Here is a 24954-nt window from a genome sequence, read left to right as displayed (position 1 = left end):
AACGAGGGTCAGCGACGGCCCGGGCGACGTGCGTCCGCAGCCGCACCACTCAGGCGAGGAGCCCGCATGTCTGCACAGCCCGGTCGACACCATCGCGTCGATCCCGACGTCGTCACCGAGACCCCCGGCGCCCGGTCCGGGCGTCGTCGCCCGGTCCTGGCCGTGGTGTTCCTCGCCGTGGTCGCGGGCACCGTCGCGCTCGCCGCGTGGGCCCAGGCAGCGAACCGGCCGAGCTCCGCCCAGCGGACGGCGACGGTGGCCGCCAACTCCGATGTCCGGGTCACCGCGGTCGGCGACGCCGTCTCGGGGTACCTCGCGATCCTCGACAGAGTCGAGGGGTACCAGACGCTGAAGAACGGTCTGCCGTTCGGCGGCAAGACCTTCCTCGACGCGCGCTACACCCAGGTGCTCGACTCGGTCGATGCGTTGCGGACCAAGGTCCGGCAGATCGCCGCGAACGCCGACACGAAGATCTCCACGCTCGAGCGCGCGCTCGACGACCCCGACGGCAACGGCGATCCCCGCAACGACGGCACCATCGGTGGCGTGGTCGTCGACCTCGACGTCGACTTCTCCGGCAGCGTCGACGCCGCCACCTTCCAGACCGCCGTCAAGGTCAGCGTGACGAGTGCCGGGACGCCGGACCTCACGTGGAGAGCCGGCGGTGTCACGGTGACCGGCACACCGACCGAGGCGGACCTCGCGTTCACCGCCCGGGCCACGGCGACCATCTCGCCCCGCGCCGCGAAGACCTTCGCCATCAAGGTCGCCGGCACCCCCAGCGGCACCTTCTCGCTCGGTGTCACGGGCGACTTCACGCCGCAGACCGGCACCCCGCTCGCGTTCGACGCGGGCCTGCTCGGCGTGAGCGCGACCGGGAAGGTCCGCGCGGACATCGGCGTGAAGGTCGCTCTCGTCGACCCCGGAACCGGTGCTGCACAGGACGGCGTCATCGACAGCACCGAACTCGCCGACCTCTCCAGGGTGTTCACCACAACGTGTTTGTCGACCGGCGCGAGCGCCGACCTCAGCGTGAAGACCGACGTCGTCGGACTGACCGACGAGGTCGGCACCATGAAGCTCGAGGACGCCACGCTGTGCGACGGCCTGAGCGCCCCGACGGTGAAGCTGGCGAAGCTCGGCGACCTGCAGAACGTCTCGGTGGGCGACGTCGTGAACGGCATCGCGCAGGTGGCACGCGCCGTGCAGTCGGCGCAGGCCGCGGGCGACATCGACCTGCCCTTCGTCAGCGAAGGCCTGTCGCAGGTCGTGCAGGTCAACGAGCGGCTGGTGAAGTTCTTCGTCGACAACGGGCTCACCGACCCGGCGCACCCGCTCGACTCCATCACCTTCGACAAGGACCACCCGCCGTTCTCGTCACTGCAGGAACTCGCTCCGAAGCTCGCGACGGCCCTCGGTCTGCCGGTCGGCGACCTGAAGATGGCGTACGTCGACGGAGCGATCCGTTTCGTCGTGCACCAGTCGGCCGACCCGGCCGCGAAGCCCGACGCCGGCACGCTCGACTTCGGCGACACCTTCGGGGGGCTCGGGATCGCCGCCGTGAGCGGCACCGCCAGGGCGAGCATCGACCCCGCCTACTCGCTGGACTTCGGGTTCGGGTTCAGCACCGAGGCGGGGAAAACCCTCGACGAGCGGTTCTTCCTCACCAACAACCCCGACGCCACCGACCCCGCCGAGCAGACGCTCTTCACGCTCGATGCCGACGTCAAGGCCGCGCTCGACCTGCAGGGCGCCATCCCGCCGGTCGGGGTCAGCCTCCGCACCGGTGGCACCGTCGACCTGCTCGACCCGGTCACCGCCGGCACACCGATGCTGTCGCTCGCCCTCGTCGACCCGACGCCCGCGGACCGTCGGGTCACGCTCGCGGACCTCGCAACCAGCCTGTCCGGCAAGGGCTTCCCGATCACCGCGGCGGTGAACGCCCGGGTGCCCTCGACGACCGTCAACGCCGCGCTCGACGTCCTCGGCACGGACATCGCCTCAGGACACCTCACCGTGGCGTGGCCGGACGTGCGCACCGGCGCGCCGGTCGTCAGCGCCGACGCCGCGTTCCAGACCGGCGCGCTGCAGTTCGCGTTCGACACCACCGATCCGAAGAAGCTCGTCGTGCAGGTGCTGACCGCCGCACGCAACGCGATCACGGGTCTCCGGGCAGGCATCGCCACCGGAAAGCTCAGCACGACCACCCCGCTGCCGCTGGTCGGCAAGAGCGTGGCCGAACTCGAGCCGGTACTCGTGGACCTGCAGTCCTCGCTCGACGGCCTCATCGAGAGCGCTGACGCGTTCACGCTGCCCGCGATGGAGGCCAGGATCAACCGAGCGATCGCGGACGCGCTGCAGATCGCGAAGGACGTGGCGCCGCCGGACCTGCTCGACCTGCGCTACGAACCGATGTCCACGAAGGCCGACGGCACCACCACCAACGCCGCGATCGTCGCGACGCTCACCCTCTCGGCCTGCACCGACGGTCGGGGAGAGAACTGCACGCGGACCGTCGGTCCGCTCGCCCTCCCGTTCGCCCTGCAGCTGGGTAGCGGGAGCCGCACCGGCGGCATCGCGGGCGTCGGCAGCCGGGGCACACTGTCAGTCGGATACGACGCCAAGGCGACGCTCACGTTCGGGGTGACACTGCCCGAGGTCTCCTACGCCGACGGCCGCCTCTCGGTCAGCGGAGCGGTCACGCCCTTCGTCCAGGACGACACCTCGTTCGTCATCGGTGTCGGCGCCAAAGTGTCGGGCACGCTCAGCGCGGCTCTCGGGCCGTTCCAGGTCAGCCTCGGCCGCGGGGCGGCGAACGGACAGCCGGCGCGCAACGCCGTGGCGCAGGTCGCCGCACGGTTCGCCCTGCAGACCGCGCACGACGTCGCGAAGCCGAAGCGGTACGACCCGTCCACGATGGGTGCCTTCTTCAGCTCGTTGATCCCGAAGTCGCCGGTGACCGTCCACGAAGCCCCGACCGGTTCGCCCGCGAACTGCCCTGGCCTCGCCGGCCCCTACGACGCCTGCGCGAACCTCCCGGTGTTCCTCGGCACCACCTCACTCGGCTCGATCACCTTCACGGCGCCGGACCTGCTCAACCCCTCGGGGTGGACGTTCGACAGTGCGCAGGTCGAGGCGGCGTTGTCGAGCAAGACCGTCCAGTTCTCCCTGCTCGTCGACGGCATCCGGGCGATGTCCGACCAGCTCGAGAAGAGCCTGCGTTCCCTGCCGGCCGGCACCAAGATCCCGCTGATCGGCGCCGACCCGCTGGCGGGGGCCGACGCGGTGGCCGCGTTCAACGCGGCCGTGCTCGACCCGGTGCAGCGGCTCACGGGCCAGCTGAGCGGACTCAACAAGGTCAGCCTGGTCACCGACCGCTTCAGTGAGACGCTCAACGGCGTGACCGGGCGGAACGGGACCGTCGTCGTCACCGCGAACTGCCGGGCCGAGTCCGGCGCTACCGTTGCACAGTGCAGCGGTAGCGAGACGCTCGACCGGTTGCAGAACCTCGAGGTGTCGTTGCCGCTGCACCTGGGCGTCCGGGGCCAGACGGTGTTCGACCTCGGCTTCCCCGGGCTGTCACTGAAGAGCGAGGACGAGCTCGTCGCCGACGCCGGTGTCGACGTGGAGCTCACCTTCGGCATCGACCGCGACCTCGGCTTCTACGTCCCGACCAAGGCCTCGGACGGGGAGTTCAGCATCGGCGCCACCGTGTCACTGCCGGACACGATGCAGGCCGAACTGGGCTTCGTGCCCATCACGGTGCGGGACGAGACCACCGGCCCGAACGTGCTCGTGAGCGTCGTGCTCGACCTCGCGACCACTCGGGCGGACGGCCGCCTCACCCTGCAGGAGCTGAAATCGGCCACCCTCACGCCGAAGGTCACCGCTCAGGCCGACGCCGCCCTGCGCCTGCAGACGGAGTTGGGCGCGGGCGCCCAGTCGGGTCTGCCGTCGATGGCCGCGCTGTTCACTCTCGACGCGGGCGTCACGTGGACGCCGGGCAGCAACCCGGTGCCGCGTGCGACGCTCGGCTTCGAGGACGTCCAGGTCGACCTCGGTGCGCTGATGTCGCGCTACATCAAGCCGGCGGTCGCTGAGATCCGGAAGTACACCTCACCGCTCGAACCGGCGATCGACGCGATCCAAGCGGCGATCCCGGGCGTGGAGCAGGCCTGGCAGCTCGCCGGGTTCAAGGAGAAGGCTCCGAGCTGGCTGGACCTGTTCGAGGCCGTCGACGGGATCGTGACGCCGCCGGGCGGCACGAGCGGGCTGCAGATGGTCACGCGCCTCATCGACTTCGTCCAGACCGTGCAGGACCTGGACCGCATGACCTCCGAGACCGGCCGTGTCGACCTCGGTGACTTCACGGTTTCGGCCGCGAAGGTGCAGACGCCGACACCGGTCGCCGACGCTGCATCGCTCATCAGCGGTTCCAGCAGTCCGGCCAGCCTGCTGAGCGCGTTCGGCGACACGGCGACGACGTTGCAGACGGCGTCGTCGTCCGGCGGTCTGAAGTTCCCCGTCCTGGAGAAGCCGTCACTGTTGTTCGGGATGCTCCTGGGGCAAGACGTCGACCTCGTGACGTTCGACGCCGGCAAGCTCCAGATCCAGCGCGGGCTGACCTTCGGTTTCCCGATCGGTCCGCTGAACCTCTACATCGGTGGTTCGGCGAGCCTGTCCGGTCACTTCGCGGCAGGCTTCGACACCTACGGGATCCGCAAGGCGTTCGAGTACGCCAGCGACGACATCACCAGCAACGACAACGTGTTCCGCCTGGCCGAAGGTGTCCTGCTCGGCTTGTACCTCGACGACTTCGACGCCGAGGACAACGACGTCCCGGAGATCACCTTCCGGGCCGAGCTCACGGCGGGAGCGTCCATCGGTGTGCCGCTGTTCTCGGTCGGCGCGGAGGGGGGCATCGGCGGGCAGATCGACTTCAACCTGCACACCGAACCCGATCAGGCCGGCAAGATCCGCTACAGCGACATCGCCGCACAGCTGAAGAAGAACGGGAACCCGTTGTGCTTCTTCGACGCCAGCGCGAAGGTCGACGCGTTCATCCGCGCGTACCTGGACACACCGCTCGGCAAGTCCGTGTACCCGATCGCGAGCGGCGTGGTGTGGGAGCAGGAGAACCTGTTCGACTTCTGCCAGACCCCGGTCGACGAGCACGTCAACCAGTTCGGTGAGGTCGTCGACGGGCAGTTCCGCCTGAAGACCGACCAGAACGCCCAGGACTTCGTCATCCGGCAGAACACAGAGGACGAGGTCCTCGTCGAGTCCGGCGGGGTGCAGGAGAGCTACACCGGCGTCACCGAGATCTTCGCCGACCTCGGAGCCGGCGCGGACCAGCTCGATCTGGTGAAGGCGTCGGGCTACACCGGTGCGGGGCTGCCGGTGCAGGTGTGCGGCGGCGCCGGTGTCGACCGCATCGCGAGTGACCTGGGACCCGCGACACTGCACGGCGACGGCGGTACGGGGTGCGCGAAGGTCGCGAACACCGCGGCCGGCCCGGACACGTTGACCGGCGGCGACGCGGCCGACACCTTCGACGGCGGACCGGGCGACGACGTGCTCGTCGGCCTCGACGGCGGCGACCGCCTCGACGGCGGCGCCGGCAACGACGTCCTGCGTGGTGGGGCAGGCGACGACACCATCGTCGGCGGCACGGACAACGACACGCTCGACTACTCCGACCACCGCGACGCGGTCACCGTGAAGCTGCCGGGTACTTCCGGGTCGAAGGACGAGCGCGACACCGTGACCGGCACCGAGAACGTCGTCGGGGGCAGCGGGAACGACACCGTGCAGATCACGACGGCGGGCTCGTACCGCATCGACGGCGGCGCCGGCGACGACACCGTCAAGCCCGGCCCGGCCACGACCATCGTGTTCGGGGGTCCCGGCAACGACACCCTCATCGGTGGGACGGCCTCGACCCAGTTCCTCGGCGACGACGGCAACGACGAGCTCGTCGACGGCCCCGGCTTCGAGACCTTCCTCGGCGGCCCCGGCACCGACACCGCGGACTACTCGAAGGCGACCGCTCCGCAGTCGGTCACCGTCGACGGCCGGGCCGACGACGGCCCGAGCCGGAACGGGCTCCCGACCGGCAGCGACAACCTCGTCGACGTCGACATCGTGCTCGGCGGCAGCGGTCCCGACCACCTCGTGGGCGGATCCGAGGGTGAGACGCTCCGGGGCAACGGTGGCGCGGACGTCCTCGAGGGTGGCCCGGGCAACGACGTCCTCGACGGCGGCGCCGGCGGGGACCGCCTGGTCGGCGACGACGGCGCCGACACGCTGAAGGGCGGGTCGGAGGACGACACGCTCGACGGCCGCGAGGGCCCGGACGTGTTCGACGGCGGGCCGGGCTCCGACGCCGCCGACTACTCCTACCGGACCGATGAACTGGTGATCACGAAGAACGGCGTCGCCGACGACGGTGGTTGGCGCATCAGTGAACGGGACGACGTCACCGACACCGTCGAGCGCATCGTCGGTGGCTCGGCGGCCGACGACATCACCGGCAACGGGAGCAACGAGGTGCTCGAGGGCCGTCTCGGCGACGACGACATCGACGGGATGGGTGGCGCTGACCGCATCGACGGCGGCGCCGGCGACGACAGCCTCGCGGACTGGTCGTTCAACGAACGGTTCTCCGACCTCGACGCCAACGCCGTGGACACCATCCTCGGCGGGCCGGGCATCGACGAGATCTACGCCGCGAGCGGCGACGACCGCATCGACGGCGGTGGCGAGCGCGACACCGTCCACGGCGGCACCGGGAACGACACGATCAGCGCCGGCGACGGCGGCGACTCGGTCTACGCCGGCGACGGCAACGACATCGTGAACGGCGGGACCGGCGACGACAGCATCCAGGGCGGCGACGGCGACGACACGATCGTGGCCGGGCCGGGCCGTTGCAGCCTGTTCGGTGGGCTCGGCAACGACACGATCACGTCGGGCACGGGCGACTGCAGCACGTTCCTCGGTGACACCTCGAGCGGGTCGGAGAAGGACCTCGGTCCGAACACCTTCACGGGCGGCACCGGCTACGACGCGGTGACCGGCGGCGACGGACCGGACCGGATCGACGTCGGCGACGGCGGCAGCAACGTCGACGGGGGCGACGGCGACGACGTCGTCACCGCCGGCCGCTGGGCACCCGGCCACCGCGGCAACACGCTGAACGGTGACGAGGGAGACGACACGATCACCGGCGGACCGGAGAACGACACCATCAAGGGCAACATCGGCGACGACCACCTGTTCGGTGGCGGCGGCAGTGACTCGCTGTACGGGTACGGCTTCGGCTCCGGGGTCACGGGTGGCACCGAGGACGACGACCTGCACGGTGGCCCGGGTGACGACTTCCTCCACGGGGAGACGGGCACGGACCTGCTCGACGGCGGCACCGGCGCGGACTACTTCTCCGGTGGCGACGGTGACGACATGGTCACCTACGCCGACCGCACCGAACCCATCGTCGTGGTCGACGACCGCAACGGCCGGGACGGCGGCAAGTCCGACCTGGCAGAGGACGGCGCCCACCGTGACGACCTGCGCGACGACGTCGAAGGCGTGACGGGCGGCAAGGGTGCCGACCGGATCACCTTCGGTGCCGCAGCGAACCGGACCACCACGCTCGTCCTCAACGGTGGCCCGGGGGCCGACACCCTGACCGTCAAGCCCGACTCGACCCTGCCGAGCGTGCTCGACGGCGGCAACGGGAGCGACGTCATCACCGGCGGGGCGGGACCTGACCGCATGGTCGGCCGCGACGGCGACGACCGGTTCGTGTTCCTCGCGACGGTCGACGGCGCCGACGTCGTGTCCGGCGGCAAGGGGACCGACACGGTCGACTACGCGGCGCGGGCGAAGGGGTCGGTGCGGGTCACCGCCGACGGCAGGGCCGACGACGGCGCCAGCGGCGAGAAGGACGACGTCGGCGTCGACGTCGAGAAGGCGGTCCTCGGCCGGGCCACCGCGGCCGCCGCGAGCACCGCGCCGACGACGCCGGTGCCCGCGGGAACGGCGACGCAGCCCGGCCCGGCCGGCGTGCCGACCAGCCCGGCGCCGTCGGGGCCGCCGACCGGCTCGGTTCCGTCGGACGTGCCCACCTCGCCGGGTCCGTCGGCGACGCCGACGGTTCCGGAGCCCACGGACGCCGGGGCCACTCCGGAGGGCTGAGCGCGGACGGCAACGCTCCCGGTGGGTGGCAGGGAACTCCTCGCCACCCACCGGGAGTCGTCGTGTCCGCCCCGGACCGCGCCCGCTCAGCTACTGCGCGAGGTCGTGCATGCCGCGGCGGCGCGCTGCGGCCCGGACCGCGGCACGCGCGGCGGGGTCGACGTCGCGACCCTCGGCGGCGTCGAGGTCGAGCGCGAGCGACCGGCAACGCAGGACCGCGCCGGGTGCCCCGGCCTTCTCGGACAGCGCACGAGCGCGGGCGAGCGCCGATCGCGCCGCAGCGGTGTCGCCGAGCAGCAGGTGCAGGCGGGCCGCGGCGAGGGCGACCGGCCCCACCACCCCGATCTGGCCGACGTTGGCGAGATAGGGCAGGTAGGGCTGGAGGCGGTCGAGGGCCTCGGGCGCGAGCGCCGCCGCGCCGACGTCCGCGACGGCGTGGCCGATCAGGGTGAACCGGCAGTGGGTGTTCCACGTCGACGGCGTTTCGCGCCGCAACTCGGTGGCGAGTTGGTCGGCGGCGGTCGGGTCGCCCGTCGCGACGGCCTGGAGGCACGCCACCCAGGGCGCGGACGCGGGTCGCTCGAGTGCGTAGTCCGCGTCGGCGAGACGCCCCTGCTCCCAGCGCAGGGTCATCGTCGCCACCTGGAAGCTGTCCACCGCGTAGAGCTCGGTGCGACGGTGCAGGTCGAGCGCGCGACGGAACAACGACTCGGTCACGGCGAGGTCGTCGGTGACCAGCAGGTCCAGGGTGGCCTCGGACCACCGGAACTGCACCCGGCTGGTCGCGAGGCGCAGCAGGTCACTGCGGACCGCGCCGTCGCGGACGTGGGCGGCGGCCTCGCCGGTGTCACCGAGGGTCAGGTGGGCCATGAAGGCCAGGCCGTGGGTGATGACCGCGTCGACGTCGGCGGTGGCGTGGTCGAGGCGGGCGAACTCGGCCAGGTGGGTGAGCGTCTCCCCGGCGTGGGTCGCGACCCCGGAGTAGGCGAGCACCCGGCCCAGGAGCGCGTCGGCCAGGACCTCAGGGTCCCCGAGCGCCCGGGCGACCTCGATGCCCCGCCGGCTGAAGCGGTCCGGGACCTCGGGATCGGGGTCGTAGGGTGACCCGGCCGCGATCGCGGCGAGGACCCGGACGTGCGCGGCCGGGTCGTCGGCCGTCATCGGTTCGACGGCGCGGAGCCGGGCGAGCACCGGGCGGGGGTCCTCGCCGAACGACGCCCACGGCCACGACCCGCTGGTGCGCAACAAGGCGCGGGCCATGCGGCCGACGGAGTCCAGGCGCCGCTCGCGCACGGCGTCGAGCAGCTGTTCGTCGACGGCGTCGAGCACGGTCTGGCCGCGCCCGCTCCGAGCGAGGGCGTCGAGGCGCGCGACGACCAGGTCGTCACGTGAGCGGGTGGTCGCCGCGGCCGAGCCGGTCGTCCCCCCGAGCAGGTCGACCGCGGCCACGGCGTGGCCCCACCACTCGGCGGCGACGTCGGGGTGCCAGCTGCGCTCGGCCTCCTCGGCGGCGTCTCGGCAGGCCTGCAGCACCTCGACGGGGTCGGCGAGCACGCCCGCCGCCAGCAGGTGGGTGGCGCGGCGGGCCGGGTTGTCCGCGCCCGTGCCGCCGTGGGCGAGGGCCTCGGCCACCCGCAGGTGCAGGCGCTGACGCCGCACGACCGAGAGGCCGGCGAGGGCCTCCTCGCGCAGCAGCGCGTGCGCGAAGGTGTAGTCGCCCGTGCCCGGCGCGGGGACGATCAGGTGTTCGTCGGCGGCGTCGTCGAGCAGATCGGCGAGATCGGCGCGGTCGGTCCGCGTCACCCGGGCCAGCAGGTCGAGGTCGAGGTGCTCGCCGATGACGGCGGCGGTCCGCAGCACCTGCACCACGTCGGGGTCGACCGCGGCGAGACGCCGCCCGAGCACCGATCGCACTGCTGCCGGGACGTCGCCCCGCGCCTGGTCGCGTTCGGGCAGGCGCGCGTACTCGGAGACGAAGAAGGCGTTGCCGCCGGTGCGGTCGGCCAGCTCGCGGGCGCGGGCGTCGTCGCAGGGACGGCCGCTCACCTGCTCGACGAGCAGAGCGACGTCGGCCGCGGGCAACGGCGGCACCGGGAGCAGACGGGCGCCGGAACGGCGGGCGAGCGCGAGCAGCAGGCGACCGACCTCGGCGCCACCCTCGCCCTCGCGGACGGTGACGACCACGGCGAGGCCGGGCAGGTCGGTCGGGTCGGTCGAGCACAGGTGGGTCAGCAGGCGCAGCGTCGGGGTGTCGGCCCAGTGCACGTCCTCGACGAGCAGCAGCAGCGGTCGGTCCGCCGTCGCCTCCCGCAGGGCGTGGCGCACCGCGTCGTACGTGGCGAACCGGGCAGCGTCCGCGTCCGTGCCCGGGGGCGGCGTGAGCACGGCGTCGGCGTCAGCGCCCAGGGCGGTCAGCGCGTGCCGCAACGGCCAGTGGGCGGGCGTCCCCGTGTCGTCGGGGCAGTCGGCCCGGACCACCTGCCCGTCGGTCGTCCACAGCCGGGTGGCCTCCTCGGCCAGGCGACTCTTGCCGATGCCGGCGGTGCCGCTGAGCGCGACCCACCGGGCGCCGGCGGCCGCGGCGTCGCCGAGCAGCGCCCGCAGGACCCCGAGCTCGTGCGCGCGTCCGATCAGCGGGTCCAGGGCGGGCGGCGGCCCGACGTGCGGAGGCGTCCGCACCGGTGCGACGGACGCCGGTTCGACGACGCCCGGCGTGACCACGGCGTCGTCGGTCCGCGGCCAGGTCGCGAGGGCCGCGTCCTGCCGCAGCACGGCGGCCTGCAGGTCGCGCAGGGCTGGGCCCGGGTCGAGGCCGAGCTCGAGGTCGAGCCGCTCGGTGTGCTCCCGCAGGACAGCGAGCGCGTCACCGGAGCGCCCGGCGCGGTACAGCGTGACGGCGTGCAGCCAGCAGGCGCGCTCGTCGAGGGGGTGGTCGCCCGCGAGCGCGCGGGAGTGACCGACCGCCTCGGCCACCCGGTCCAGCCCGAGCAGGCCTGTGACCCGGTGCTGCCGGACCGCGAGCAGACGTTCCTCGAGGGGACCGGCGGCGACCCGGACCCACTCCTCGTCGCGGTACTCGGCGAGCAACGGACCACGCCACAGCGCCGTCGTCCGGTCGGCCGCGTCCACGACCTCCGCCCACCGGGAACCTGCCGAGGCACCCTCGACCTCGGCCGCGAGCAGGGAGAACTCGCCGAGGTCGGTGTCGCTCGGCGCGACGTCGAGGACGTAGGCGTCGCCCTTGCGCAGGATGGGCGACGCCGCCCGGTCGTCGTCGCGCAGCACCCGGCGCAGGTTCGAGACGTACGCCTGCAGGCTGGCGGCGGCGCTGGGCGGGTGGCGCTCACCCCAGACCACCTCCGCCAGGCGGTCGGAGGAGACCACCCGCCCGGCGTCCAGGGCGAGCGCGGCGAGGACGGCGCGCTGCTTGCGGCCGCCGAGCGGCGCCGGGCCGGTGGCGAGGTCGACCTCGACCGGTCCGAGCAGCCGGTATCGCGTCACCGCGACATCATGACGGCCGTCCGCAAGGGGGTCGCGGCAGCGACGACGTGGCGTGGGTCGTAGGCCTCGGCCAGCGTGGCGAGGCGGTCGAGGGTCGCCGGGTCGTGGTGCCGGCGCACGCCGCGCCCGTCCGTCGCCGCACTGAAGTTCGGCTGGGCCCGCCCGCCGGACAGCGGTTCGAGCGCGACCGCGACCGCGGCGGCCGCCGCCTCGCTCGCCTCGGCCAGCGGCGGGGCCGCGAGGCCCACGAGCATCAGGTTGTAGGCGGCGTCGCGGTGGCAGACCGCGCTGGGGACGTCGGGTTCGTCGGCCAGTCGTCCCCCGAGCAACCGCAACTCCACCGCGAGCAACGGGCTGCCGGACTCCGGCCCGGCCAAGGCGAGCAGGGTGTCGACCGCGTCGGCCGGCAGCGCACCGAGCAGCATCGACCTCTCGAGCACCGGCATCGGGTCGACCGGGTCGGCGTGGATCGCACCCAGCGCGGCGAACGGCATGACGTCGACCCCGCCGAAGACGACGGGTGCCGCTCCGGAGATGCCCGCCAGGGTGCGGGCGCCCTCGGCCGGGTCGCCGACCCAGGCGAAGCGCACGGCCACACTCGTGCGGCCGGCGAGCGGCGCGGGCACCGTCGGCAACGGCGGCAGTCGCAGTACGGCCACCGACGTCGTGGCCTGCTCGGGCAGTTCCGCGCTCCAGGTGCGCCACGCGCGCAGCACCGTCTCGGCGTCGGCGCCGTCGAAGTACAGGGCACCGCCGAACAGTTCGGCGACCTCGAACAGGTCGATCTCCACGGCGGTGACGATGCCGAGGGCGCCCTTGCCACCGCGCAACGCCCAGAACAGCGCCGGGTTGTCGCCGGCGCTCACGTGCCGCACCTCGCCGTCGCCGGTGACGACCTCCAGGCTGCGCACGTGGTCGCTGGCGTAGCCGAACGTGCGGGCGACGGGTGACAACCCACCGCCGGTGAGGTACCCGACCACGCCGACGCCCGGGGCGGAACCTGCGAGAGCGGCGAGCCCGTGGGGAGCGGCCGAGTCCAGCACCCGCTGCCAGCACACGCCGGCGCCCACCCGGGCGGTCCGGCGGACGGGGTCGACGCTGAGCTCGTCGAGTCGGCGGGTGTGCACCAGGACGGTCGGCCGGGTCGTCGGCACGGCTCCGTGCCCGGTCGCGCGGACCGCCACCTCGAGCTCGGCGCCCGCAGCGACGCGCACCACGGCCGCGACGTCGGCCGCGTCCAGCACCTCGACGACCGCGACGGGTGAGGACGCCGCTGCAACGTTCCAGGGCGTGGACAGTTCGGGGTACGCGTCGTCGCCGGGGAGCAGCACCCGCCCCCGGACCTCGGAGCGAAGGACCTCGGTCCACGGGGCGGAGGTGGTGGCCGCGGGGCTGTCGGGGGCGGGACGATCGGACGGGACGAGCAGGGTCATGACGGACTCCGGGATGACGAGCGGTGGTGGACGGTGACACCGTGGCCGCAGCGGCTTGCATCCGCGTTGAGCTCGGTTCCAAGCAGCGTCCAACCCCTGTGCAACGGTCCAGCGCCAACCTCAGGGCATGACCCACACCGACGCGACCGAGCGTCTCAACCCGTCCAGCTGGAACCTCGCCCTCGGCTACGACCAGGCGCAGGTCCGCCCCGCCCCGTCGCGTCTGCTCACCCTCGCGGGGCAGGGTGCGATCCTCGCCGACGGCACCCCGGTGCACGCCGGCGACATGGCCGCCCAGCTGAACGTTGCACTCGACAACGTCGAGGAGTTGTTGGGGCTCGGCGGCATGGACTGGCGCGACGTCTTCTCCTTGACTCTCCACGTGACCGACGTCGACGCGGCCCTCGCGGCGTACTCGGTCGTCACCGCGCGACTCGCCCCCAGCGGTGCGACCCCGCCCGCCACGCTGGTCGAGGTCACCCGTCTCGCCGTGCCGACGATGCTCGTCGAGATCACCGCGCAAGCCGGCCGGTAGAGCCCGCGGTGCGCCTCGGACAACGCGTGGGAAGCGCGCCGCCGGCGGTTCGTCTCGACCTACGCATCCAACTGCCGGCGCAGCCACGCCGCTCGCGCGGCGACGGCGTCGCGGGACAGCGCGGCGTGGGGCGCGACGACGTCGAAGCCGTGGAACCCGCCGGGCCACACGTGCAGCTCGGCGCGGGCCCCCGCCTGCCACAGCCGGACCGCGAAGGCGACGTCCTCGTCGCGGAAGGTCTCGGCGGACCCGACGTCGACGAACGTCGGTGGCAGTCCGGACAGGTCGGTGGCGCGGGCGGGCGCGGCGTACGCCGGCACGTCCGGTCCACCCGCGACACCGACGCCGAGCAGCGCGTCCCACCCGGTCCGGTTGGAGGTCTGGTCCCACACGCCCAGGCCACGCATCTGCCGCGCCGAGCGGGAATCGTTGCGGTCGTCGAGCATCGGCGACATGAGCAACTGCGCGAACACCTGCGGGCCATGGCGGTCGCGGGCCATGAGGGTGACGGCAGCGGCGAGGCCGCCGCCGGCGCTCTCCCCGGCCACGACGATGCGCTCGGGGTCGATGCCGAGTTCGGCCGCGTGCCCGGCTACCCACACCAGGCCGGCGTAGCAGTCCTCGACCGGTCCGGGGTGACGGGTCTCGGGAGCGAGTCGGTACTCGACCGAGACCACCGCGGCCCCCAGCGGTGCCGCCAGATCGAGGATCTCGACCAGCGCGAACCGGTTGTCGCCGACGATCATCCCGCCGCCGTGGACGTGGTAGATCGCGGCGGTGGGCGCCAGCGCCCCGGTCGGCAGGCAGAGCAACAGGCTGATGTCGGGGTCGACGTCCGGGCCGGGCACGGTGCGTTCCTCGACGCGGTAGGCGCCATCGCGTGCGAGGACCTCGTCGGTCGGACTCACGACTCCGGGTACGGGCGCGCGCATCTGCTCGATGGTGTCGAGGCGGTACGCATCCGGCGCCCGGATGCCGGCGAGCAGTTCGACGACAGGCGCGAGCTCCGGGTCGAACGGCGGCGGCGGTCCGACCGGGCGGGTGTCGGGCCGCGTCTCGACGGGAGTGCTCACGGGCTTCCTCCGATGTGATCAAGGGATTCAGGCGGTCGGGACGGTGCCGCCGTCGATGACGTACTCGGCGCCGACGATCGCCGATGCCCGGTCCGAGACCAGGAACCCGACGAGATCGGCGATCTCCTCGGTCCGGGCGAAGCGGCCGAGCGGCACGCCACCGAGGGAGTCGAAGATGGACTGCGCGGCCTGCTCGCGGGTCAGGCCGTTGCCCTCGGCGAGGTGGCCGACGAACTGCTCGTAGGCCTCGGTCTCGATGCCGCCGGGGCTGACGGCGTTGACGCGGATGCCGCGTGGCGCGAGTTCGTTCGCCAGCCCCTTGTTGTACGTGCGCAACGCGGCCTTCGCGGCGGCGTAGGGCAGCGTCGCGTCGTGCAGCGGGATCTGGTGCTGGATGGACGTGACGTGCACGACGACGCCCGATCCGGCCTCGACCATCGCCGGCAACAGCGCGCGGTCGAGGCGGACCGCGCCGAGCAGGTTGAGCTGCAACTCGGTGAGCCACTGCTCGTCGGTGATGACGGCGAATCCTCCGGTCGGCGTGGAGGTGCCGCCGACGACGTGCACGAGGATGTCGAGGGCGGCGCCGGTCTCCGCGATGCGCGCGGCGACGGTGGCGCTGCCCGCGGCGGTCGACGTGTCGGCGGTGATGAACCGGTCGGGGTGCCCGTAGCCGTCGGGCATCGTGCGGGCTGAGGTCCACACGTCGGCGCCCAACTCCCGCAGACGTTCGACCACGGCCTTGCCAGCGCCCTTGGACCCGCCGGTGACCAGCGCCCGGCGCCCGTCGAGGCGGTCGCGATCCCTACCAGACATGGGGTTTCTCCTTCGAGACTGCAGTGACGAGGTGTCGGGGACGGGTCGGTCAGGCTTCGTGGTCACCGATCACGATCTCGGTGATGAGGCCGCCCTCGAGGGTGAACCGGTAGTCCAGTTCGGCGACGCCGCCGGGGAAGTTGCCCGTGAGGCGCACGGCGATGATGAAGTGCGCATCGTCGATCCGGCGGGTACCGAGTTCCTCGGTGGTGACCTCGAACTCGGCGCCGGCATCGCGGACGAACAGGTACACCTGGTCGCGTCCGCGCCAGGTCTGACCCATGTCGACGGCGACCACGTCGTCGGCGAGGAACTGCACGGCCGTGTCGGCGTCGTGGACGACGTGAGCCGTGAAGAACTCGCGCAGGGCGCTGGGGAGTTGCTCGGACCGGGATGCGGTGTGGTTGGTCATGGACCCACCGTGCGGGCTCGCGGCGCGGGAGGGTCAAGAACTCGACCCTCCCCCAGGGGGAGGGTCCAGACTCCTCTGCATGCTGACCATCGGGGAGTTCTCCCGGCTGACCCACCTCAGCGTCCGGACCCTGCGTCGCTACCACGAGGCGCACCTGCTCGAGCCACTCGTGGTCGACGACGCCACCGGCTACCGCTACTACGGCGTCGAACAGATCCCGACGGCACAGGTCATCTCCCGCCTACGCGAACTCGACGTCCCCCTGCCGGACGTGCACCGCATCCTGCGCACCCCCGACCCCGGCGTCCGCTCGACCCTGGTCGCCGAACACCTGCAGCGCCTCGAGGACGAACTGACCCGGACCCGCGCCGCGGTCACCTCACTGCGCCGCCTGCTCGACCCCGACCCCGCGCCGATCGAGGTCGAGCTGCGGGCCGAACCCGCCCGCACGGTCGCGGCGGTCGAGGCCGTGGTCCGCAGCGGCGACGTCGAGTCGTGGTTCGCGGGCGCGATGGCCGAGTTGCACGCGGCGGTCGGCGCCGACGTCACCGGACCGCCCGGCGGCGCCTACGACAACGCCTTGTTCGAACAGGAACGCGGTCACGCGCTCGTGTACCTGCCGACCACAGCGCCGCCGCGCACCGGACGCGTCCACCCCGTGACCCTGCCGGCGGCGGAACTAGCCGTCACGACCCACGCCGGCGAGCACGACAGCGTCGAGGTCACCTACGGGCAACTCGGGACCTGGGTGGTCGAGAACGCCATGGCCGTGGCCGGACCGGTGCGCGAGGCGTACCTCGTCGGGCCCGGCGACACCGACGACCCCGCCGCGTGGCGCACCCAGATCGGGTGGCCGGTGTTCCGCGTGTCCTGAGACGCCCGGAGCGAACCGGGACAGCTGGGAGGAGGAGCGGACGTGGGCAGCATGGACGAGCTGGTCGACCCCGGGACGACGGATCTACCTGACTCCTCGCGGAGTTGCGGGGTGTCAGAGGACGATCTCGTACAGCACGAGGGTCCCGTCCGTGCCGGTGGTGATGAACCCGGCACGCTCGAGCGTCCTGCGGGACGCGGCGTTGTCCGCCTCGATGTCGGCCACGACCCGGGCCACCCCGTGCGCGCGGGCGTGGGCGAGGACGGCTCCGACGGCCTCGGCGGCGAACCCGTGTCCCCGCGCCGAGGGCGCGAACCCGTAGCCGATCTCCGCGGTGCCGTCTCGAGGCCGGCCCTTGAAACCGATGCCGCCGACAGCCTGACCGTCGGCGGACCTGACGACGACGAAGTGCCCGAAGGGGTGTTGGTCTCCCTCCGCCCGCGTGGCGCGCAGGAACATCGTCGCGCCGATCACGTCGCCCTCGAAGGGGAAGTCGTGGGCCCAGGAGTCGCCGGCGTCGGGCGCGCGGGCGGCGATGCGCTCGGCCTCGTCGACGCCGACGGGTCGCAGGACGAGCCGTTCGGTGCGCAGGTCGTCCACGTCGTCATCAGACCAGCGCGGCCAGGGTGGAGCAACACCGTTCCGACCCACCGACCTGCGGCCGGCAGCGCCCAGCGCCGAGACACCGAGGCGTTCTCCGCAGCCGCTGTCGTCGGGTGGCAGCATGCGTCGGGTGAGCTACGACCTGGCGGTCTGGGAAGGCGTCCGACCCTCCGATGACGTCTCGGCCGCGGCGATCTACGAGCGGATCGTGAACGAGCTCGAGGCCGGCGACCCCGCGACCCCGACCGCGCCGATCGTGGCGTACGTGTCCGCGTTGCTCGAGCGGTGGCCGGACATCACGACGGAGGCGGGCGACGACTCGCCGTGGGCCGACGGTCCGATGATCGCCAACGCGTCCGGCTCCTGGATCTACTTCTCGATGGTGTGGAGCCGCGCCGAGGAAGCGTCCCGGTACGCCGCGGATCTCGCCGCCCGCCAGGGGTTGGTCTGCTTCGACCCGCAGACCGAGCGGCTGCGTCCCGCGACGGTGCAGCCCGCGACCACACGCCGTCGATGGTGGTCGGGACGCGACGGCGAGTGAACCGTGCTGGAGGAGATGTGGACGTGACCGCACCTCGTGGCCGGATCCGATCCGCGACCGCTGCTGACGCCCCGCAACTGCTCAGGTTGTGGAGCTTGCTCTTCGGCGAGGACGTCGCCGCTGACGACGCGACGTGGCGGCCGCGTGCGCTCGAGTGGACCGAACAGGTCGTGGAGCAGCCGTCGGTGGCGCACCTGCCTCTGGTCGACGTGGGAGGCGCTGCGGTCGCGTGTGCGGTCGGCACGCTCGAGCTCGGCGTCCCCAACCCGTACTGCCCGCGTGGACGTACGGTCCGCCTCGCCAACCTCGTGACCGTTCCCGAGCAACGCGGTCTCGGTCACGGGACGCAACTGGTCGCGGAGGTGGTGCAGTGGGCCAGATCGATCGACGCCGACCGCGTGGACCTCAGCGCGACGGCCGAGGGGCGTCGGATCTACGAGCGCGCGGGTTTCGTCGTCACGTCGGCCCCACGCATGAAGCTGGTGATCTGAGCACTCCGCGGAGCACCACCGGTGAGAGGTCGTGCTGTCCCTGGCCCGTGCCCGGAACCGACGACCTCGACACCCGGCTGCGCGCTGCCGACACCCGGTGGGTCACCGCCCGTGGCGTCATCCGGCACCGACGGCGCCACGACCTGGTCACCGTCGGGTTCGAACGTCACTTCGCCGCGCTGGCGTCGTCGGACACGGGCTGGCGGGTGGGCGACGCGCCGGCGGACGTGGTGGCCGCGGCGACGGCCGATCCCACCGTCGTCGAGGCGGTTCTCGCGGTGGCGGCGGACCAACACGGTCGGCGTCGGGTCGAAGCGCTCTCGCGGAACGGGGACGAGTGGCTCCCCGATCTGGTCGTGGTGGACGGCGACACCTGGTGGGCCCGCACCAGCGACGGAGTGCTCACCAACGGTGGCGACCCTCGACACCAGCACGGCGGTGCCGAGGAACTCGTCCTCCTCTCCCCCAGCCGGGTGCCGGACGGCTACGACCTGACCGCGACGCCGGACCACGAAGTCGTGGCCGGTCGGAGGTGTCAGGTCGCTGTCGCCACACCACGCCCGCCGCGGGCCGGTCCACGCCGGCCCGGGTCGGAGGTGTTCGCCATGATCACCGGGGGCGGCCGCTTCCGCCTCAGTGTCGACGCGGACACCGGCGTGCTGCTGAGGGTCGTCAAGCAGGTCGACGGCGAGGACGCCGAGACCGTCGAGTTCCTCGACCTCGTCGTCGACGCCCCGTTGCCGGACGACCTGTTCGCCGCGCTCAGCTGAGCTGAACGCGACGTGCGTCGCGCACCGCGGCACGGCCCTCCCGCGCCCGGTGACGCGCACCCCCGCCGCCTACCGTGGCCGAGGTGTCCGCGATCGACGACGCCCTGGCCCGGGCGCGTGAGGGGTGGACACGGGTGGCGGCGGCAGAGGCCGCGGCGCAGGTCGAGGCGGGTGAGGCGTTGCTCGTCGACACCCGCACGGCCGCGCAGCGGGCCCGGACCGGCGAGTTGCCGGGCGCGGTGGTCATCGACCGGACCGTCCTCGAGTGGCGCCTGGACCCCACGACCGCCACCTGCATCCCGGAGGCGCTGCGCCGTCCGCGGCTGATCGTGGTGTGTCGGCAGGGGTTCAGCTCATCGGTCGCCGCGCGGGCGTTGCGCGACCTCGGCCTCGACGCCACCGACGTCGTCGACGGCGTGGAGGGATGGCTCGCCGCCGGGCTGCCGCTCGTCGACGGCCCGGCCGACGTGCGGGAGTGACCCTCAGATCACCCCGCGGTCGCGCAGCCCCTGCAGGTCCGCCGGCGAGACGCCGAGCAGATCGCCCCACACCTCGTCGTTGTGCTCGCCGAGTTCCGGGCCGGCGGTGCGGACGGTTCCCGGCGTGGCCGACAGCTTCGGCGCGACACCCTGCATCGGCACCTCGCCGAAGTCGCGGTGGGCGACGCGCACGATCGCCTCGCGCGCCGCGAAGTGCGGGTCGGCCAGCATGTCCTTGGCGCGGAAGATCTGCCCGGCCGGGACGCCCGCGGCGTGCAGACGTTCCAGCAGCGCACCGGAGTCGACGGTCGAGGTCCACGCCGCGATGTGGTCGTCGAGTTCGGCCATGTTGGTGCCGCGCGCGCCGTGGGTGGAGTACCGCTCGTCGCCAGCCAACTCGGGTTCACCCATCACGTCCGCCAGCCGCCCGAACACGGAGTCCTGGTTGGCGGCGATGAGCACGAGGTCGCCGTCGGCCGTCGGGTAGACGTTGCTCGGCGACACGTTGGGCAACGTCGCTCCGGTGCGTTCGCGCTGGTACCCCGCGACCGCCCACTCCGGGACGAGGCTCTCCATGAAGGCGAGCACGGCCTCGTAGATGGCGGAGTCGACGACCTGCCCGCGGCCGGTGCGGCCCCGGGCGTGCAGCGCGACGAGCGTGCCCAGGCAGGCGAAGGTCGCGGCGAGGGAGTCACCGAGCGAGATGCCGGCGCGGACCGGCGGGGTGTCGGGGTCGCCCATGACGTAGCGGATGCCGCCCATGGCCTCACCGATCGCGCCGAAGCCCGCCCGCGGCGAGTACGGGCCGGTCTGGCCGTAGCCGGTCACCCGGGTCACCACCAGGCCCGGGTTGGTCTCCCACAGCCGTTCCGGGGCGAGGCCCCAACGCTCGAGGGTGCCGGGCCGGAAGTTCTCGACCAGGACGTCGGCGGTGTCGAGCAGCCGCCGGACCATCTCCTGGCCCTCGGGGTCGCGCAGGTTCAGCGTGACCGACCGCTTGTTCCGGGCGACCACCGGCCACCACAGCGACCGGCCGTGCGGCTTCTCGCGCCCCCACTGCCGCATGGGGTCGCCTCGTCCGGGGTCCTCGACCTTGATGACCTCGGCGCCGAAGTCCCCGAGCAGCTGCCCGCAGAAGGGGCCGGCCAGCAGCTGTCCGAACTCGACCACGCGGAGGTCGTCGAGCGGGAGTCCGGGGTCGTCCCCGCCGCCGCCGAACCCCTCGTCTGCCGCTTGCGTCACGTGCGCACCTCTCGATCGTCGATCCGATTGCATGGAACCTGCCGCACCAGGACGGCGTTCCGCCCACGATTCACCAACTGCATCCAAGGATTGCATGCAATCGCCGTTCGGAGTAGGAGTAGACCATGCGCAGATCGGTGAGCGTCGTCGAGGTGTCCCCCCGCGACGGGTTGCAGAACGAGGCCGTGACCCTGTCGACCGAGGACAAGCTCGACCTCCTCGACCAGCTCCTCGCGAGCGGGCTGTCGCGTGTCGAGGTCACCTCGTTCGTCAACCCGGCCCGGGTCCCCCAGCTCGCCGACGCCGACGACCTCTGCGCCCGGCTGCCGCGTGACGGCGGCGCGTCGTGGACCGGGCTCGTGCTCAACGACCGCGGGCTGGACCGGGCGCTCGCCGCCGGGGTCGACGAGGTCAACGTCGTCGTGGTCAGCACCGACACCTTCAGCAGGCGCAACCAGGGCGTCGACACCGCGGGCGGGGTGCAGGTGTGGAAGGACCTCGCCGGACGCGCCCGCGCCGCGGGTCGCCGGGTGACCCTCACCCTCGGCGCGGCGTTCGGCTGCCCGTTCGAGGGCGAGGTGTCGACCGCGCGGGTGCGGGAGGTCATGGCCGCGTGCGCCGAGGTCGCCCCCGACGAGATCGCGCTCGCCGACACCATCGGCGTCGGAGTGCCGACCCAGGTCGACGCCCTCACGGCCGTCGCGTCGGACGTCCTGCCCGGCGTCCCGTTGCGGTGGCACTTCCACAACACGCGCAACACCGGCAACGCGAACGCGTGGACCGCGGTCCTCGCGTCCGATCCCGACGTGCCGCTCGCTCTGGACGCCAGCACGGGCGGCATCGGCGGGTGCCCGTTCGCCCCGGCCGCGACCGGCAACATCGCCACCGAGGACCTGCTGTACCTGCTGCACCGCGCGGGCATCGACACCGGCGTGCGGGTCGAGCCACTGCTCGACACCGCGCTCTGGATCGGCGAGCACCTCGGCCAGACCGTCCCCGGCCAGCTCTCCCGCGCCGGAGTGTTCCCGCCGCCGTGAGCGCACAGCTGGTCCGCGTACCGTCGGAGACACCAGGGAAACAGGGCTCCGGTCCACGGAATCCCTCCCTGGCGAACGCAACCGGCCCACGGGCCATGACGGGGACCGCTCGTGTCCACCCAGCTGATCACCACCGACACCACACCGACGGCCGCGACGGCGTTGTGCGAGGCCTGCCCGCATCCGGCCGCCGCCCACGACGCGACCTCGCGGCGCTACTGCGCCGCGACCACCGCAGCCGCGAGTGCGCGCGGCTGCATCTGCGCCGGTCAGTGACGCACGGGGACCCCGCGTCAGCCCAGCGCGGCGCGGAGGTCCTCGACCAGGTCGGCGCCGTCCTCGATACCGACGGACAGTCGGACCAGATCGGCCGGCACCTCGAGCTCGGATCCCGCCACTGACGCGTGCGTCATCTGCGCCGGCAACTCGATGAGACTCTCGACGCCACCGAGCGATTCGGCGAGGGTGAACCACTGCGTGCGCTTGCAGATCTCCAGCGCGGCCTCGACGCCGCCGGTCGGGCGGAACGAGACCATCCCGCCGAAGCCGCGCATCTGGCGAGCGGCGACGTCGTGGTTCGGGTGCGAGTCCAGCCCCGGGTAGAGCACCGTGCCGACCGCGGGGTGCGAGGTCAGCATGTCCACGACCAGTCGCGCGTTGACCTCGTGCTGACGCATCCGGACGCCGAGGGTCTTGATGCCGCGCAGGGTGAGCCAGGCGTCGAACGGCCCGGCGACCCCGCCGATCGCGTTCTGGTGGAACGCCAGGTCGTCGCCCAGCTCGGTGTCGGCCACGACCAGGGCGCCACCCACGACGTCGGAGTGGCCGCCGAGGTACTTGGTGGTCGAGTGCACGACGACGTCGGCACCGAGGGCGAGCGGCTGCTGCAGGAACGGCGTGGCGAAGGTGTTGTCGACCACCAGCTTGGCACCGTTGTCATGTGCAACAGACGCCAACGCGGCGATGTCACCGATCGACAGCAGCGGGTTGGTGGGGGTCTCGCACCACACCATGACGGTCTCGGGGCGCATCGCGGCGCGCACGGCGTCGAGATCTCCCAACGGCACCGGGGTGATCGTCACGCCCCAGTTCGCCGCGACCTTGGCGAACAACCGGTAGGTGCCGCCGTAGGCGTCGTTCGGGAGCACGACGTGCGAACCCGGCCGGCACACCGTGCGGATCAGGGTGTCCTCGGCGGCGAGGCCGGACGCGAAGGCCAGGCCCCGCGAGCCGTTCTCCAGAGCGGCCAGCGCGGTCTCGAGCGCGGTGCGGGTCGGGTTGGCGCTACGGCTGTACTCGTAGCCACCGCGGGTGCCGCCGACGCCGTCCTGCGCGTAGGTCGACGTGGCGTAGATCGGCACCACCACGGCACCGGTCGTCGGGTCGGGCTCCTGGCCCGCGTGGATGGCGAGCGTCTCGATGCCGGTCACGTCGTCCACGGTATCGACGTCTCAGGTCCGGACGAGGAGCTCCGGGGTCAGCTCGGCCAGCGACGTCGCGCCGACCAGCCCCATCGTGAGGTCCAGTTCGGCCAGCACGTCGTCGAGCACCTCCCCGACCCCCTCCTCCCCCGCGACCGCCAGCCCGTAGACGTAGGGACGGCCGAGCAGCACCGCCGCGGCCCCGAGCGCGACCGCCTTGACCACGTCGGCACCGCCGCGGACCCCGCTGTCGAGCAGCACCGGGATCGCGCCGTCGACGGCGGCGAGGACGCCGGGCAGGGCGTCGACCGCCCCGATCGAGCCGTCGACCTGCCGGCCGCCGTGGGTGGACACGACGATCCCCGCGACGCCGGTGTCGACGGCCCGGCGGGCGTCGTCGGGGTGCAGCACGCCCTTGAGCACGATCGGCAGGTCGGTACGTTCCCGCAGGCCCTCGACGTCGTCCCACGTGAGCGACGGCCTCGAGTAGATGCGCAGGAACGTCTCGACGGCCGCCCGTGGTACGGGCGAGCGCAGGTTGTCGACGAACCGGCCGGGGTGGTTGGCGGTGAGGGCGACGAGCGTGCGCAGCGTCGTCGGCGTGATCCGAGGCCGTTCGGTGGGCGTCAGGGCGGCGGCGTCCGCGGCCTCCTGCGCGAGCCGCCGGAAGACCGGGTCGGAGGTGTACTGCGCGATCCCCTCCCCCCGCGCGAACGGCAACGACCCGAGGTCGAGATCACGCGGACGCCAGCCCAGCATCGTGGTGTCCAGCGTCACGACGAGAGCCGAGGCCCCGATTCCCGCGGCGCGCCGGAGGACCGAGTCGACCAGTTCGTCCGATGTCGACCAGTACATCTGGAACCATCGGGGCGTGACCCCGAGTGCCGCTGCCACGTCCTCCATCGCGAAGGACGCCTGGTGCGACAGCACCATCGGCACCCCGCGGGCAGCTGCGGCACGCGCCACGGCGAGGTCGGCGTCGCGATGAGCGAGCGAGAGCACCCCGACCGGGGCGAGGGCCACCGGCGCCGGCAGCCGGTCGCCGAACAGCGTCGTCGAGAGGTCCCGCGTGCCGACGTCCCGGAGGACGCGCGGGACCAGGCGCCACCGGTCCAGGGCCGCCCGGTTCGCAGCCGCGGTGGACTCGGCCCCGGCACTGCCCGCGAGGTACGCCCAGGCCCGGCGCGAGAGTTTCCGTCGAGCCGCGTGTTCCAGGGCGACGGCGGAGGTCGGGACCTTCGGCCGGGTACCGGCGATCCCCGCGCGGTAGACGGCGTCCTGCCGCCGCCGCCCCCACGACGACGCCGCCGGGGTGGGATCGGCGGGTGGTTCGACGCTCATCGCGCGACCGTAGCGCCGTGGCAGCTGGCGCTCGCAGGCGTGCTCACGGTGGCGTTGATCGTCGCGCTCGGGACGTGGGTCTTCAACGGCGACGGCGGGTCGACGCCGGCCGCCGCCCGTCCGACCACGGCGGCGCAGCGGGCCGCGGCGTCCGCCTCGGCCGCCGCCTCGGCGTCGCAGTCGGCC

The 24954-nt window shown here is 72.9% G+C and carries 18 protein-coding genes and 1 pseudogene; 9 read left to right on the top strand and 10 right to left on the bottom strand.

The features are described 5' to 3' along the window. The first annotated feature begins 66 nt into the window (after positions 1 to 66). Positions 67 to 8199, top strand: a complete 8133-nt coding sequence (locus ACXR2U_RS18635; RefSeq protein WP_458826576.1) for a calcium-binding protein — start codon at positions 67 to 69, stop codon at positions 8197 to 8199. A 90-nt stretch (positions 8200 to 8289) separates the two neighbouring features. On the opposite strand, the gene ACXR2U_RS18630 is transcribed toward ACXR2U_RS18635, so the two are convergent. Then, positions 8290 to 11700, bottom strand: coding sequence for a BTAD domain-containing putative transcriptional regulator (locus ACXR2U_RS18630; protein ID WP_458826575.1), 3411 nt, complete (start codon positions 11698 to 11700; stop codon positions 8290 to 8292). Continuing rightward, a complete protein-coding gene (locus ACXR2U_RS18625) occupies positions 11697 to 13133 on the bottom strand; it encodes an FAD-binding oxidoreductase (protein ID WP_458826574.1) in 1437 nt (478 codons plus the stop codon). The genes ACXR2U_RS18630 and ACXR2U_RS18625 overlap by 4 nt, the downstream gene beginning before the upstream one ends. Positions 13134 to 13260: 127 nt before the next feature. Between ACXR2U_RS18625 and ACXR2U_RS18620 the strand changes: the two genes are divergently transcribed. Beyond that, positions 13261 to 13668, top strand: a complete 408-nt coding sequence (locus ACXR2U_RS18620; protein WP_458826573.1) for a RidA family protein — start codon at positions 13261 to 13263, stop codon at positions 13666 to 13668. A gap of 59 nt (positions 13669 to 13727) precedes the next feature. Here ACXR2U_RS18620 and ACXR2U_RS18615 read toward each other — a convergent pair whose 3' ends face one another. The 3 genes from ACXR2U_RS18615 to ACXR2U_RS18605 are packed head-to-tail and all read right to left on the bottom strand — an operon-like array spanning position 13728 to position 15969. Continuing rightward, positions 13728 to 14741: an alpha/beta hydrolase gene (locus ACXR2U_RS18615; RefSeq protein WP_458826572.1), complete on the bottom strand. Its 1014-nt coding sequence runs from the start codon at positions 14739 to 14741 to the stop codon at positions 13728 to 13730. A 27-nt stretch (positions 14742 to 14768) separates the two neighbouring features. After that, positions 14769 to 15557 (bottom strand): SDR family oxidoreductase, encoded by a 789-nt coding sequence (locus ACXR2U_RS18610; RefSeq protein ID WP_458826571.1) that lies wholly within the window; start codon positions 15555 to 15557, stop codon positions 14769 to 14771. A gap of 49 nt (positions 15558 to 15606) precedes the next feature. Further along, positions 15607 to 15969 (bottom strand): nuclear transport factor 2 family protein, encoded by a 363-nt coding sequence (locus ACXR2U_RS18605; protein ID WP_458826570.1) that lies wholly within the window; start codon positions 15967 to 15969, stop codon positions 15607 to 15609. Positions 15970 to 16048: 79 nt separating this feature from the next. On the opposite strand from ACXR2U_RS18605, the gene ACXR2U_RS18600 reads away from it, so the two are divergent. Then, the gene (locus ACXR2U_RS18600) at positions 16049 to 16843 is read left to right on the top strand and encodes a MerR family transcriptional regulator (protein WP_458826569.1); all 795 of its coding nucleotides are present in this window, start codon (positions 16049 to 16051) and stop codon (positions 16841 to 16843) included. Between the two features lie 114 nt (positions 16844 to 16957). Here ACXR2U_RS18600 and ACXR2U_RS18595 read toward each other — a convergent pair whose 3' ends face one another. Then, positions 16958 to 17443, bottom strand: a complete 486-nt coding sequence (locus ACXR2U_RS18595) for a GNAT family N-acetyltransferase (protein ID WP_458826568.1) — start codon at positions 17441 to 17443, stop codon at positions 16958 to 16960. 133 nt (positions 17444 to 17576) lie between these two features. Here ACXR2U_RS18595 and ACXR2U_RS18590 point away from each other — a divergent pair, with 133 nt between their 5' ends. From ACXR2U_RS18590 to ACXR2U_RS18575, 4 genes are all read left to right on the top strand, one after another. Next, the gene (locus tag ACXR2U_RS18590) at positions 17577 to 17987 is read left to right on the top strand and encodes a hypothetical protein (protein WP_458826567.1); all 411 of its coding nucleotides are present in this window, start codon (positions 17577 to 17579) and stop codon (positions 17985 to 17987) included. Between the two features lie 23 nt (positions 17988 to 18010). Beyond that, entirely contained in the window at positions 18011 to 18478 is a 468-nt protein-coding gene (locus ACXR2U_RS18585; RefSeq protein ID WP_458826566.1) for a GNAT family N-acetyltransferase, read from the top strand. Between the two features lie 47 nt (positions 18479 to 18525). Beyond that, the gene (locus tag ACXR2U_RS18580; protein ID WP_458826565.1) at positions 18526 to 19248 is read left to right on the top strand and encodes a hypothetical protein; all 723 of its coding nucleotides are present in this window, start codon (positions 18526 to 18528) and stop codon (positions 19246 to 19248) included. Positions 19249 to 19331: 83 nt separating this feature from the next. After that, positions 19332 to 19727 (top strand): rhodanese-like domain-containing protein, encoded by a 396-nt coding sequence (locus ACXR2U_RS18575; protein ID WP_458826564.1) that lies wholly within the window; start codon positions 19332 to 19334, stop codon positions 19725 to 19727. Positions 19728 to 19730: 3 nt separating this feature from the next. On the opposite strand, the gene ACXR2U_RS18570 is transcribed toward ACXR2U_RS18575, so the two are convergent. Beyond that, positions 19731 to 20969, bottom strand: a complete 1239-nt coding sequence (locus tag ACXR2U_RS18570; protein ID WP_458826563.1) for a CaiB/BaiF CoA transferase family protein — start codon at positions 20967 to 20969, stop codon at positions 19731 to 19733. A 125-nt stretch (positions 20970 to 21094) separates the two neighbouring features. Between ACXR2U_RS18570 and ACXR2U_RS18565 the strand changes: the two genes are divergently transcribed. Both ACXR2U_RS18565 and ACXR2U_RS18560 read left to right on the top strand, forming a co-directional pair. Continuing rightward, entirely contained in the window at positions 21095 to 22006 is a 912-nt protein-coding gene (locus ACXR2U_RS18565; protein ID WP_458826562.1) for a hydroxymethylglutaryl-CoA lyase, read from the top strand. 111 nt (positions 22007 to 22117) lie between these two features. Beyond that, entirely contained in the window at positions 22118 to 22282 is a 165-nt protein-coding gene (locus ACXR2U_RS18560) for an RGCVC family protein (protein ID WP_458826561.1), read from the top strand. Positions 22283 to 22299: 17 nt separating this feature from the next. Here ACXR2U_RS18560 and ACXR2U_RS18555 read toward each other — a convergent pair whose 3' ends face one another. From ACXR2U_RS18555 to ACXR2U_RS18545, 3 genes and pseudogenes are all read right to left on the bottom strand, one after another. After that, positions 22300 to 23436 (bottom strand): cystathionine gamma-synthase, encoded by a 1137-nt coding sequence (locus tag ACXR2U_RS18555; RefSeq protein WP_458826560.1) that lies wholly within the window; start codon positions 23434 to 23436, stop codon positions 22300 to 22302. 21 nt (positions 23437 to 23457) lie between these two features. Then, positions 23458 to 24768, bottom strand: coding sequence for an alpha-hydroxy-acid oxidizing protein (locus tag ACXR2U_RS18550; protein WP_458826559.1), 1311 nt, complete (start codon positions 24766 to 24768; stop codon positions 23458 to 23460). After that, positions 24765 to 24954 (bottom strand): annotated as a pseudogene (locus tag ACXR2U_RS18545) (hypothetical protein); the annotation flags it as partial. The pseudogene ACXR2U_RS18545 and the gene ACXR2U_RS18550, both read right to left, overlap by 4 nt.

Source organism: Jatrophihabitans sp. YIM 134969, assembly GCF_054456675.1.
The sequence above is the reverse complement of the archived record's forward strand: the minus strand, read 5'-3'. Positions and strand labels throughout refer to the sequence as shown.

Bases quoted from the DNA above. Each gene is read 5' to 3' on its own strand.
- ACXR2U_RS18620 (WP_458826573.1), top strand. From the start codon at position 13,261: ATGACCCACACCGACGCGACCGAGCGTCTCAACCCGTCCAGCTGGAAC.
- ACXR2U_RS18605 (WP_458826570.1), bottom strand. From the start codon at position 15,969: ATGACCAACCACACCGCATCCCGGTCCGAGCAACTCCCCAGCGCCCTG.
- ACXR2U_RS18635 (WP_458826576.1), top strand. From the start codon at position 67: ATGTCTGCACAGCCCGGTCGACACCATCGCGTCGATCCCGACGTCGTC.
- ACXR2U_RS18600 (WP_458826569.1), top strand. From the start codon at position 16,049: ATGCTGACCATCGGGGAGTTCTCCCGGCTGACCCACCTCAGCGTCCGG.
- ACXR2U_RS18565 (WP_458826562.1), top strand. From the start codon at position 21,095: ATGCGCAGATCGGTGAGCGTCGTCGAGGTGTCCCCCCGCGACGGGTTG.
- ACXR2U_RS18550 (WP_458826559.1), bottom strand. From the start codon at position 24,768: ATGAGCGTCGAACCACCCGCCGATCCCACCCCGGCGGCGTCGTCGTGG.
- ACXR2U_RS18610 (WP_458826571.1), bottom strand. From the start codon at position 15,557: ATGTCTGGTAGGGATCGCGACCGCCTCGACGGGCGCCGGGCGCTGGTC.
- ACXR2U_RS18625 (WP_458826574.1), bottom strand. From the start codon at position 13,133: ATGACCCTGCTCGTCCCGTCCGATCGTCCCGCCCCCGACAGCCCCGCG.